Below are 12335 nucleotides of genomic sequence, written 5' to 3' on the forward strand. Positions count from 1 at the left end.
CGGGCTACGGGATCGCGATCACGTCGATCTCATCCGCGATGATCTCGTCCAGGCCATCGGTCAAGATAAAATCACGTTCGCCGTCGCGAGCCTTGATCGTGTCCTCGCCTTCGTCGCCGCTTAAATGGTCACCGCCGCCGCCACCGACCAACAAATCGTTGCCCGCTCCGCCCTGAATCCGATCGCGCCCGTCACCTCCCAACAAGTTATCGTCGCCGCTACCCCCGCTGATCGCGTCGTTGCCATCACCACCGGCGATGCGATCATCTCCCCTGCCGCCCCGCAGTCGATCGTTGCCCAAGCCGCCCGAGATCGCATCGTTGCCCGCACCTCCTTGGATGAAATCGTTGCCAAGGTTCCCGTACAGCCGGTCGTTGCCATCGCCTCCTTGGATGCGATCGTTGCCTTGCATGCCCAAGATCAAATCGTCACCCGCGCCACCAACGAGGAAATCATTGAAGCGAGCGTCTCGAACCGCTCGGTCAGTCGCAGCAACCCTGTCGACACCGCTCGCAGACTCCACGGATTCGGCGGCGACCACCAAGTCACGCACCGCAGGAACATCCACCGCCATCGCTTCCACGTCCGCCGGTTCAACATCGTCGGGTCGGAAACGCCAGTCGCCCAAGATCACGTCATTGCCATCGCCTCCGTTCACACCGTCATTCCCAGCGCCTGCGATCAACAAATCATTTCCGCCGTCGCCGGACACGCGATCGTCGCCGTTGCCCGCAAGCACGATGTCGTTGCCGTCACCACCTTTGATGACGTCGTCTCCGCTACCTTCATTGGCGTACTGCAGAGCATAAGCCACAGGATCAACAACGCCCTCGGGATACTCGTTGGTTGCATCGCCGAAGATCCAATCGTTTCCGTCGCCGCCGTTGATCTGATCACGACCGTCACCGCCGACGAGCGAGTCGTCCCCGTCTCCGCCTGCGATGCGATCGTTGCCAGCGCCGCCAAAGACAATGTCGCCACCGCCACCTGCGTTGATTCGGTCATTACCAAGACCACCATCGAGGAAGTCGCCTTGCGCAGTTCCTGTAATGACGTCATTCCCAGGACCACCATAGACAACGGCCTGCTGCGTCACGCTTTCTCGAAAACCGATGCGATCGTTACCCGCACCACCACGCACTTGGATCAAGTTCACCGCTTCATTGCGAAACTCCGCCGACCGCCCATCGACGGTCACGTGTAACACACCGGACTCTTGATTAGTCCATACGGCGATCTGATTGGGATCGGCATCGCCCGTGATTTGCAAAATGCCATCATCGGTCAACGCGATGCCACTGAGCACTTCGCGGCGTTCCAGCGATTCGGCAAACAGCCGACGTTGGTTGCCGCGACGTTTGGAATCCCGCTGGCGTCGGGACGAACGTGATTTTTCTGAGTTGTAAAACATGATCTGACGCACCGTGTGTATCGGAGTGATGGGGAATGAGTCGACAAGATGCCTGCTACGCACTGTTTATCAATCGTGAGCCGACGGCGCTAGCCGCGGGCTTTTTGGCTGTTTATCAATCGTGAGCCGACGGCGCTAGCCGCGGGCTTTCTGGCTGTTTATCAATCGTGAGCCGACGGCGCTAGCCGCGGGCTTTTTGGCGAGAAACGCCGTCATTCGCGGGCCCGTGGCTAGCGCCATCGGCTCACAATGCACGCAGTCGCAATTAATAAACAGTGCCTAGCGTTCTTCACGCCAAAGCAGGCTGATCGAGTCGTTAGTGCCATCACCAACGCGAATTGATACAGGTCAAATCAAAAAAGTGGAAAAGCGTTTTCCTCGCGGCGAGTCTCAGGCTTAGTCTGGACTGCTCAAAGTTTAGGATTGGAGCATTTTGGGTTTGCGCGGGGTCTGCTGTCACCTCCACCAAGGAATTTGGGGGAGGTCGGTTCGAGCGAAGCAAGATCCGGGAGGGGCCTACCCTGGGCAATGCGCATTGCTGTGTTTATCCGGCGCGCAGGCCCCCTCCCTCGCATTCGCCTGGACGGCTCTGCTCGACCTCCCCCAAGCACCTTGGGGGAGGTGACACGGGGGAATCAATTGGTGGCATCAAGAATACGTGTCAACAACAAACTTTGAGCAGTCCAGTCCAGGCTCAGTCTTTCACCACCGCCAACTGCTCATTCATCTCAACCGTCGCGGCGCGAACCGCGTCTTGCCAACGAGCATCACCCAGTCGATCGGCAAACTCGGGGCGACTGTGTGCAAAGATAATGTGACGAGAATTGTTGACGATCGCGCCGAGCCCCTTGGCGTCGAATCCAGCCATCACATCCGCGGCGCCGCCCCCTTGGGCACCGAACCCTGGAACCAGAATCCAACTGCCCGGCATCGCCGCTCGCATCTCCGCCAATTGCTCAGGATACGTCGCCCCGACAACAGCCCCCACCGGTCCATATCCAAACGAATCCAATCGCGTCGCGTTGAAATGCTGCACCAACTCGGCGACGCGAGCGTAGACGGTTTGGCCATCCGTCTCGCGGTTCTGCAGCAGTCCGCCGCCCGGGTTGGATGTCTTGACCAACACAAAGATCCCCGCGTCACGTTGGTCACAGACCTCGACAAACGGCTCCAACGAATCTTCGCCCAAGTACGGGCTGACGGTCAGCGAGTCGCTGCCCCACGGGCTAGCCGTGCCCAAATAGGCGTCTGCGTATGCGGTCGCTGTGCTGCCGATATCATTACGTTTGCCATCGGTGATCACGATCAGTCCCGCATCGCTGGCGTACCGGATGACTTCGCCCAACGCCACGGTCCCGGCGGGTCCAAGCTGTTCAAAGAACGCCGCCTGTGGTTTCACACAGGGCACCAAATCCCGCACGACATCGACAATTTCGCAGCAAAACTGCGTGTAAGCGGCAGCCCAAGCGTCCGGGGGAGCGTCGGCGGCCACGTTGTCGCGGATCGGCGCGGGCAACTGAGCCTTGCGGGGATCCAAACCGACGCAGGTCACGGACTTGGTTTTCTGAACCGCTTCGGCCATCCGGGTCGCAAACGACTTGCTCATGTGTCTCATCCAAGGGAATCGGTTGGAACTGAATTTCCCGCCCATTCTCACAAAAAGTCCTCCCAGGAAAACCGCCCTTGACCGCGAAATCCGGCGTGATCGTGCCGAAATCCGGAACCTCATCCAGCGGATTTCGCCAACGGACTAGTCAAAACAAAAGACAGTCATTACTCTTTCGTTCAGTGGGAAACCACGAACGGGATGTGGCTCAGCCTGGATAGAGCGCTGCACTGGGGGTGCAGAGGTCGCAAGTTCGAATCTTGTCATCCCGACTACCGACAAACCCCGCCAAACCAAGCGTTTCGCGGGGTTTTGTCGTCTCAGGGGTGATCAATCACTTCTTTCGCTTAGAAGGCTTGGTTGCATCAAATGTCTTGAGGATGTACCGCCGATTGAGCGGTTGTGGAAAACGCGCTTCCGATTGGAATAGCTCTAGTAACTCCATGAGCTTTTTCGTTGGCATCAGCGTTGGATCTTTAAGCACAACCCAGCTGACGCTCTCGGTAAATGGATCGGTCGTCAGCGAGCCTTGATACCGGAAGTGCTGCTCCCATGTTTTCGGCAAGAAATCCCATGGATCGGTTAGCACCTTTGGCTCTAGTTCCTCATGCGAGCCAGCCCCCAAAACAGTCTCAATTTGCGTCATCAGTGAAGGAAAAGCAGCTCTTGCGTTTCCGGGCTCTATAAAGACTCCGATGACTGCCAGCGAGCCGTCATCCACGTTTTGATGAACGAGATGGAGTTCCATCGTATATTGCTCTCCATCAACCCAATGTTCACTTGGGTGATGGAAGTGAAACTGTCGGAGATGGAATCGCTTGGAACCAATCGTGATGTATTGTCGCACGTCAGAGGCGAACTCGACTTTCACGCCATGTTCGTCCTTGCGCACGTGCCCAAGAATGTCGCCATCCCAGTGAATCGACAGTCCTTCACTTCCGAAGTCGGCGTAGATTGCATTTTGCAGGTTGATGGGTGACTGTTGTTGGTCCGTCATACCGTTCCTTAAGCGAAATTGGATGAAGTTTGGATTGAGCTAAAACTCTCGTCCACGGAGTTTCAATGAGGTGCGTAAATGCTTGCTCCCTCACCCTGGTAGCTGTCGTAGATGTGCTGGTAAACAGCGTCGCATTTTTGCTCGTAGAGTTCGGTGGAGTAGGCTCGGGGGAGTTCGTCGAGAACCGTCTTTACGGTAGAATAGACGTCGGCTCGGGTGCGTTGTTTCTTTCGCCAATCGAGGACCAGCTTTGCCTCTTTCAGCGTCTGCAAGAGCATTCTGGCGACCTTCTTGACCTCGGCTTTTTCCTTCTCCGTCAAGTCGACTTCCGGCTTGGTCAACAGATCGAAGAGGGCCAGTTCTTCTTCGGTCAGTTGCTCGGCTACTCCACGTTGGTCTTCCGCACTGAGTTCTTTGACAAAGTCTGTCAGCTTGGCAAAGAAACCATCAACGTCGAGCCCTTTGTTGTACTCGTCGATCAGCTTCTTGAACTTCTCGATGAGGTCAGCCCGAGTTTTGTTCAACGTGACCATGTTGTTCAGCTTGTCACCGACCGCCTTCTTGAGCTTTTCAGCCTCGGTCCTTTTGCGGCCTTTCTCGAAATGAGCTTTGAGAGCATCGAAGTCGACCTGGCTCAGGTCCAGCAACGCTGTCGATTCCGTTGTGTGAATCACGTAGCCCTTGGTGGCAATGGATTCGTCCAGCAACTCACTCACTTGATCCATGACTTCATCAATGTTCGCCTCTTCCGTGAAGGTACGGATCTTGTCGGCCAAGACGGCAAGGCAGGTCTTGACGGGTGCAAATTCGTTCGCGGATGGATCGGGCAGGATCGCCTTGTAGAGCCGGATGACCTGATTGGCGAGTGAAAGGTATTTCTTCTTCAGTTTGTCATTGATGATGACTTGCTCAACGGCATCGTCGACCGCCTCCGCAACCTGTTTGTCGACGAGACTGGTTGCGGCGTCGTCCAGGAAAGCAATCTTCTGAAAACCGTCTGCCTTCAGGATCGCGTCCAAGTCGACGCCTCGTTCCTTACAGAAGGCAACCGCCTCAGCGATCGCCAACCGCAGGTCTTCGACCAGTTCCTCTTTCTTCTCGATGGGACACTCGCCATCGTCGACGCCGCCGCCAGAGGACGAGCCGTAGATCGCCAACGCCTTTTCCAGGTTCCGGAAGACGCCAACGTAATCCACAATCAAACCGTTGTACTTGTCTTTGAAGACCCGGTTCGCCCGCGCAATCGTTTGCATCAGGGTGTGATTCTTCATCGGCTTGTCGAGATAAATCGTAGAAACCGAGGGGGAATCGAACCCGGTCAACCACATCGCACAGACGAAGACCAATCGGAACGGATCGTCGGGGGCTTTGAATTTGGTCTCCATGTCCTCCTTGACCATTCGTGTGCGATGGGGCTCGATGTTGAGTCCCTTAGTCTTGAAGTCCTCAATCTCGTTTTGCTGAGCCGACACGATCACAGCCATGTCGGTCTGCTCCATGAAATCGATTTGCTGCTGCAACTCCCGACGTCGAGCTTCATCAATTCCAAACTGGCTCCCCTCGCCGACTTCGGGGAGAGGGGATGGAGGTTTGGGGGTTTCCGCTGCCAATGAAACCGTTTCCGTATTGCCCGTTAACATCGAGTCCGAGGCAACGCTGTAGAGACCACCGTTCGCCGCAAGTTGTGCCTTGAGTCCGCCGAGGTAAGCCTTCCAGTACTTCTGCACCTTGTCGTACATCTTCACGGCGGTCACCTTGTCGATGCAGATGACCATCCCCTTGCCGCTTTGCTTGCGGCCCATGAAGTGTGAGACTAAATCTTCGGCTACTTTCTCCAAGCGATCGTCGCGGGTGATCAGGTGATATTCTCGGGCGAACTCCCGTTCCAGCTTCTTATTCTGCTCTTCGTCCAGATCCACCGCGTCGACCAACGCCTCCAAATCCTCTTTGAAGTTCTCGTTGGCAAGTTGTAGTTCGGGGATGCGGTTTTCGTAGAACAGCGGGACCGTCGCCCCGTCTTCTATAGATTGCTGGAAGTTGTAGATACTGACGTAATCGCCAAAGACTTCCTTGGTCTTCTCTTCGCCCGCCATCAACGGCGTGCCGGTGAAGCCAATGAAGGCGGCGTTGGGCAGAGCGTTCCGCATGTTCAGAGCGAGCGTGTCGTACTGGCTGCGGTGGGCTTCGTCGGTCATCACGATGATGTCGCTGCGGTCGGACAGCTTGGGGTACGTCTCGCCCGGCTTGGTGCCGAACTTCTGGATCAAAGTGAAGATGAACCGATGGTCCTCACTAAGCAGTTGTTTCAGGTGGGCACCGCTTTCGGCTTGGCAGTCCTCGGTCACGACGCCCGTGTTGGCAAAGTTCTTGTAAATCTGTTTGTCGAGATCTTGCCGGTCGGTGATGACCACAAACGTCCAGTTGCCGGTGAGCTTGCGTAAGACCTTCTGAGCGAAGAACGCCATTGAGAAACTCTTGCCGCTGCCTTGCGTGTGCCAGAACACACCAAGTCGCCCTTGGTTTTCTTTGATCTCCGAGAGAGCGTCGACAGCATTGTTCACGCCAAGGAATTGGTGGTTCTTGGCCGTGACTTTTGCGACGCCCCCTTTGGATTCGTCGAACAATGTAAAATTCTCGGCCAGATCAATCAGTTGCTGTCTGCCGCAGGTGCCTCGGATCAGCGTCTCCAGCGAAATGACACCCTGTTCGCCTTCGGAGTTGATTCGTTTCCAGTCGGCAAAATGTTCCCAGCCTGCCGTCATGCTGCCGACCTTCGCCTGCGAGCCGTTGGACAGGATGACGAGGGCGTTGTACCAGAACACCTGCGGAATCGTGGTCTTGTAGTCTTTCAGGTTGTGCTTGTAGGCGTGTTCGATCTTGCCGTGGCTCTTCTTGAGTTCGATGAAGATCAGGGGCAGACCGTTGACGAATCCGATCAGGTCGGGACGCTTCTTGTAGATGCCGCTCGGTGATGTGATCCAGAACTGCGAGGCGAGAAAGAAGTCGTTGTTCTCGGAATCGTTCCAGTCGATGATGCGAACCGTCTCGTCGCTCTCTTCGCCTTCGTCGTTCTCGAAAGCGACCTTCACGCCATCTTTGAGCAGCTTGTAGACCTCACGATTCGCCTGCACCAGACTCATCGCACCACGATCACGGGTCAGTTCCTCGATGGCCAGATTGATCGCTTCCCCGTTTCCATTCTTTTCGGCCAGATCGGGATTGAGCTTCTGCAACGCACTCCGCAGCTTCGGAACCAGCACGACCTCTTCGGTGGTTTCCCGTCCCAGTGTCGAATCACTGGTGCCGACTTTTTCGTAGAAGCAGTTGGCCGTGTCGTAGCCGAGCTGCGAAAACAGGGCGATGGCCGGTCGTTCGACGAGCGTGTCTTCGGAGTAGTCGGTGTTCGTCATTTCTAAAGCCAGTTCAACTCTTACAGAGCTAGATATACGCAAGTCGCCTGAAATCAAGGGTTTACGTCGACCGAAGCATGCGTTCTATGTGTAAAAGCATGTCTAATTCTGGGCATCGGCATCGGTTTTAGACATACGCCATTTCGCCCATCGAGTCGTTCCATCCGCGACAACCGTCCCATCGCGTTTCATCTCCTGTAGCAAGTTCGTCACGAACTGCTTCTTCTGTTTTTCGTCCAAAGCATCCGACAGCTTGTCCTGGAGCAGACGGTCGATTTGGGGACGGCTGGCTTCCTCGTATTGCGACAGATATTTCTTGACCAGATCCTTGTAATAGTCTTTGTCGAACGCTCGGTTGCGGATGTACGCCTCCTTGTCGTCCGTGGCTGCCGCTACTTCCGCCGACACAAACAGATTGGGGCGTCGCCCTTCGATTAGCCGTTTTGTTTTGACGGCCTTGAATTCGCTCTCCGTCAGCGGTTTGTTTTTTTGCACCTTGTCCAACGCAATCACATCCCAAAGACTCAGATCAGCCCGCGCCATCAACATCCGCGTATACCGCTCGTCCAAGACGCTATTCTGTATGACCAGTTTGACTTCGTTGGCGGTCGAGAAATCATAGTCCGGCATGGGAAACGATCGCTTCTTCTGCGCCTGGAAAATCCGTTTTATCCCACTGCCGACCGTGTCGATCATCCCTAACCCAACCATCGCTTGAGCAAGGAATGCGTTGCGATAGAGGCTGTACGGCGCATCGCGGCGGATTACGCTTTCTACATCGCCGGGCAAGAAGGTGCCTTTATTCACGACCACCAGACGATCTTCAAACTCGACGACATCAACCCGTCCACCCTGCGAATAATCCTGGTGAGCAATCGCGTTGTGCAATGACTCACGAAGCACCCAAGGTTCGTACTGCAGAATCTCCGTTGGAAACAGTGTTCCCCACGGAAGCACACGGCAAGTCAGATTGCGGATTTTGCGAAGCAGCGGATCGACGGCCAGCAACAAGGGCGAGTGAAAATGCTGGTAGTCGCGTTCGAGTCCGTCTTTATCCTTCAGAATCCAAGTCAGTTGCGGGTGGCAGTTACCCAAGAAATGCTGAGCCTCTGGTCTACCGAGAAGGATGATCGCCGTGCGAGTCAACTTGCCGCTGATGCAGACCTTGGCCTTGTTTAAAAACGTGGTGTCGTCCCATGTCGCTACCTCAGCCTCCAGCGTTGAGTTCTTCACAACGAACTCCTGCCGAGCAAAGGCAATCGCATTGGGTTCCAAATCGCTGAGCGTTGCCTCTTCGCAAATGACCGCCGACCAGTCGTCCGCCAGTGCCTGCTTCCGAATCTGTTCAATTTCATGTAGGTTCAGCGCGCACAGGTTTTCGTGGTCTCTGCCGTAGAAATGCCCTCTCCATGATGTCGGCGAACCTCGCAAGGCTGCCGGAATCTGAAACATCACAACGCGACCGTCGGGAGTTGTGACTTCGTGGATTTCCTCGAACGTCAACCGATGGCTGGTGTGATTTGCGATCTCTTCCTTCAAACTGTCCAAGTGGGGGCGCTGTGGCCGATACCGCGAACCGACAATTTGGCGCGGAACCGGCTTGTCCTTCACACCGAAGACCAACCAGCCAAAGGGTTGTCCCTTCAAGTTGGCTTCGTTGCTGAGTGCGGAAAAGTATTCCCCGATGTCGTCAAAATGCTTGTCGCTCTTGGCTTCCTTGAACTCAAGCCATTCCGTCTCGGCTGGGAGCGACAGGAACTCCGTCAACTTGGATTGAAGCTCGGTGGGCGTCATGCGGTCGCCTCCTCCAATGCCTCGGCGGTTAGCCCTGAGTCGATGTCGAGGTCTTCCACGTCCAGCTTGCCGGAGATCAGCTTGGGCAGCAGTAGGTCACGGCTGGTGCGGAGGTTCGCATTCTTTCGGTTCAGATTCAGGATTGCTTCGACCATCGGGGACGCCACCTCTGCATAGGAGTCTCGCAGTTCCAAGGGTGGAATCGGAATTTCCATCTTGCCGGTCTGGACCGGACTGAGGTTCTGCTGAGCCACTCCGTTCGCAATCTGTTCGAGTCTTTGCCGAGTATCCGGGCTTCTGAACATCCAATAAACAAGCGGGCGATCTTGCGGGCGGTGAGGATGAAGTTTCGCCACACGTTGGTTCAGCAAGAAGTTCTCGCCGAACACCAGACAGGTGCGGCCTATGTTGCCAGTCAAGGACATCAACACGTCTGCCGTTTCCAAATGGCAGTGTACTGGCATCCGATCAGGCGGAGAGTCGAGCAAACTCATCGAGTTGGTTTGAAATTCACCGTCATGCACATGCTTGATTGTGACCACCTTGTAACCGCCATCGTCTACGAAAGTCTTACTCTTGAAAGCGAAGCCTGAGAGTAATTTCAGCAAATCGTTGACAACTCCCGTCTCCCAACCCTCAGGAATCTGGCCGAGTGGTGAATCGACGAGCTTGACGTTTTCGTGGCCGGGGAAGCGGAAGTTGACGAACCATTCCCGGTAAATCGCCTGAGCCATCTCTTCCAGAATGGCAATGCGGCGGGTGTTGTTCTCAATCAGATCGTCATACGCCGACAGGATCGAAGCGATCTTACGTTGGGTCGGAAGTGGGGGAATGGAAATCTCGAAGCCGGCGAACGTCGTTTTGTTCACGATGGGTGTAGCGGCACCACTTGCAATCGACGCAATTTTTTTTCCATGAAATCGCAGCAGGTAATAAACGAACCATGCGTCATATTTGGCGGCGTTAACAATCACGCTGTTGATTTGTTGGTTCGTAAAACTTGGGCGGGCGGTTTTGCAGAGCTTCCCGATGGTTGCACCGATGCAGGTAAAGCACACGGAGTCCTTGGGGAGAATTTGGTTCTTCTGCGACTGACGCCCCTCGTCTGACAAGTATCTTTCAGTGGGAACGTGCGGTCTGTCAAAATCCAAGTCCGACGGAGTAATAAACGGGTAGTCATCACCGAAAAGCTCCGGCTTCTTCGACGTAGGTGTCTTGCCCGTAACGATACGGCCCAGTGATCCGATACTCATACTTTGCCAGTCGGAATGACTCATTAGCACGACGCCTCCAGCAACTTGGCGACGTTGTTCGCAATCCGCTCTTCCAACTCGGACGCTTCGCTGTTCAAGACCTCCAACTCTTCGTTGAGTTCTTCCAGCCGCTCGGCAAAGACAAAATCGTCTTCCTCACGATCCGCCACGCCGACGTAGCGACCGGGATTCAGGCTCCAGCCCTGTGCTTCGATCTCCTCCAACGTGGCGACCTTGCACAGTCCCGCCACGTCCGCGTATTCCAGACGCGGGAAGGTGGCCTTCAAATCCGGTTCCGGTGTTGATTCACTGGCGGGGACTTCTTCATCTTCACCCGCCACGAACTCCGGCTGCTCACCCCGATACAGCCGCACGATGTTGGCCAGATACTCGATCTGCTTGGGACTGAACTTGCGGTGTGCCCGGTCGACCTGCCGGAACGTGTGCCGGGCGTCGATAAACAGCACTTGGTCCTTTCGCTTTGTTTTTGATGTGGCCTTGCCTTTATCCAAGAACCAGAGCGTGCAAGGGAGCGTCACCGTGTAGAAGAAGTTCGGACCGATGGCGACCATCACATCGACGGCGTGCGACTGGAGCAGTTGCTTGCGAATCTCCATCTCCGATTGGCGAGCGTCGGCGGCTGAGTTCGCCATCACAAAACCGGCTCGGCCCGTGTCGCTCAGGCTGCTGTAAAACCGTTGTATCCAGAGGTAGTTGGCGTTGTCGGCCCGTGGCATCCCGAACGGGTAGCGGGGATCGTCTTTGATCTTCTCCTTATCCACCTTGTCGACGTTGAACGGGGGATTGGCCATCACGAAGTCGAATTTGCCGAGACTGTCGTGGGGGTCTTCGTAGTAACTGTTCCCCAAGCGAATGTCGCCGGACAGCGAATGCACGGCAAGGTTCATCATGCACAGTTGCCGTGTTTCGCCGACTCGCTCCTGACCGTAGCAGGAGATTTCCACCGAGGGATTGTTCTGGTGGGCTTTGATGAACTCGGCACTTTGAGCGAACATGCCGCCCGATCCACACGCCGGGTCGTAGATGCGTCCGTGGTACGGCTCGATGATCTCGACGATCAGCTTGACCAGCGAGGTCGGCGTGAAGAACTCACCACCCCGTTGTCCTTCGGCACGGGCGAAGTTGCCAAGGAAGTATTCGTAAATCTTGCCGAACGTGTCGCCTTCGGCATCCATCGCGATCTGCGAGAAGTTCTTCAGCAGCGAGACCAGAATGGCATTGTCGATCTTGGTGTAGGTTCGCGGCAGGACGCCCTTGAGGTCGACGTTCTCGGCCTCGACCGACTTCATCGCCTCGTTGATCGCCTTGCCGATGTTCTCGCCTTCGGGCAGCGACAGCAGGTGTGAGAACCGAGCCTCCGGCGGCACGTACATCACGCCCTTGGCTTGGTAGTCCTCTTTGCCGATCTTGCGGCGGCCGGAGCCTTTGCCGGCCAATTCTTTTTCAGCGATGGTGAACTTGTGGTCGGCATATCGCAGGAAGATCAGCCCAAGGACTGGGACCGCGTATTCGGATGACTTGAGGTCGGAGTTCGCCCGAAATTCATCGGCGGCCTCCCAGAGTCGCTTTTCCGTATCGGAATGGTTGTTGGCCATATCGTCTTTTCCATGCCCTTGATCGCACTACGTCCATTTGTTGCCAAATCTCAGCAAATAGCCTAAGCCCCCCCCGTTCGGGAAACAAGCAGGCAGCGGACTCAGGGCGTCGGAAGTTGCCCTGACGATTCAGGAGGAGACTACGGTGGACTGAGATCCCCAGTACAACGATCATCGGGTTGCCGCGTTTTAAAAAACACGGTGACTCGCGCCACGCTAGACCACTGGTACCCTCTGGGTCCCCAGAC

Annotated in this window: 7 protein-coding genes and 1 tRNA gene; 1 reads left to right on the forward strand and 7 read right to left on the reverse strand. The window is 55.7% G+C overall.

What is annotated here, in order from left to right:
* Positions 1-4: 4 nt before the first annotated feature.
* Positions 5-1411, reverse strand: a complete 1407-nt coding sequence (locus Pla52nx_RS19755; RefSeq protein WP_146520600.1) for a calcium-binding protein — start codon at positions 1409-1411, stop codon at positions 5-7.
* Between the two features lie 694 nt (positions 1412-2105).
* Entirely contained in the window at positions 2106-3017 is a 912-nt protein-coding gene (gene pyrF, locus Pla52nx_RS19760; protein ID WP_146520599.1) for an orotidine-5'-phosphate decarboxylase, read from the reverse strand.
* A gap of 197 nt (positions 3018-3214) precedes the next feature.
* Here pyrF and Pla52nx_RS19765 point away from each other — a divergent pair.
* Positions 3215-3289 (forward strand) — tRNA-Pro (locus Pla52nx_RS19765).
* Between the two features lie 62 nt (positions 3290-3351).
* On the opposite strand, the gene Pla52nx_RS19770 is transcribed toward Pla52nx_RS19765, so the two are convergent.
* From Pla52nx_RS19770 to Pla52nx_RS19790, 5 genes are all read right to left on the reverse strand, one after another.
* Positions 3352-4014, reverse strand: coding sequence for a carbonic anhydrase family protein (locus tag Pla52nx_RS19770; RefSeq protein WP_342190206.1), 663 nt, complete (start codon positions 4012-4014; stop codon positions 3352-3354).
* A gap of 62 nt (positions 4015-4076) precedes the next feature.
* Positions 4077-7424: a type I restriction endonuclease subunit R gene (locus Pla52nx_RS19775; protein WP_146520597.1), complete on the reverse strand. Its 3348-nt coding sequence runs from the start codon at positions 7422-7424 to the stop codon at positions 4077-4079.
* 102 nt (positions 7425-7526) lie between these two features.
* The gene (locus Pla52nx_RS19780; protein WP_146520596.1) at positions 7527-9218 is read right to left on the reverse strand and encodes an RNA-binding domain-containing protein; all 1692 of its coding nucleotides are present in this window, start codon (positions 9216-9218) and stop codon (positions 7527-7529) included.
* Positions 9215-10495 (reverse strand): restriction endonuclease subunit S, encoded by a 1281-nt coding sequence (locus Pla52nx_RS19785; RefSeq protein ID WP_146520595.1) that lies wholly within the window; start codon positions 10493-10495, stop codon positions 9215-9217. The genes Pla52nx_RS19780 and Pla52nx_RS19785 overlap by 4 nt, the downstream gene beginning before the upstream one ends.
* Positions 10495-12087 (reverse strand): type I restriction-modification system subunit M, encoded by a 1593-nt coding sequence (locus Pla52nx_RS19790; protein ID WP_146520594.1) that lies wholly within the window; start codon positions 12085-12087, stop codon positions 10495-10497. Before Pla52nx_RS19790 ends, Pla52nx_RS19785 begins: the two co-directional genes overlap by 1 nt.
* Between the last annotated feature and the right edge of the window lie 248 nt (positions 12088-12335).

It is taken from the genome of Stieleria varia (assembly GCF_038443385.1).
GTDB classification, from domain to species: Bacteria; Planctomycetota; Planctomycetia; order Pirellulales; family Pirellulaceae; genus Stieleria; species Stieleria varia.

What these genes read in the sequence shown, in the direction of transcription:
- Pla52nx_RS19755 (WP_146520600.1), bottom strand. Translation starts at nt 1,411, where the DNA reads ATGTTTTACAACTCAGAAAAATCACGTTCGTCCCGACGCCAGCGGGAT.
- Pla52nx_RS19770 (WP_342190206.1), bottom strand. Translation starts at nt 4,014, where the DNA reads ATGACGGACCAACAACAGTCACCCATCAACCTGCAAAATGCAATCTAC.
- Pla52nx_RS19780 (WP_146520596.1), bottom strand. Translation starts at nt 9,218, where the DNA reads ATGACGCCCACCGAGCTTCAATCCAAGTTGACGGAGTTCCTGTCGCTC.
- Pla52nx_RS19790 (WP_146520594.1), bottom strand. Translation starts at nt 12,087, where the DNA reads ATGGCCAACAACCATTCCGATACGGAAAAGCGACTCTGGGAGGCCGCC.
- Pla52nx_RS19775 (WP_146520597.1), bottom strand. Translation starts at nt 7,424, where the DNA reads ATGACGAACACCGACTACTCCGAAGACACGCTCGTCGAACGACCGGCC.
- Pla52nx_RS19785 (WP_146520595.1), bottom strand. Translation starts at nt 10,495, where the DNA reads ATGAGTCATTCCGACTGGCAAAGTATGAGTATCGGATCACTGGGCCGT.
- pyrF (WP_146520599.1), bottom strand. Translation starts at nt 3,017, where the DNA reads ATGAGCAAGTCGTTTGCGACCCGGATGGCCGAAGCGGTTCAGAAAACC.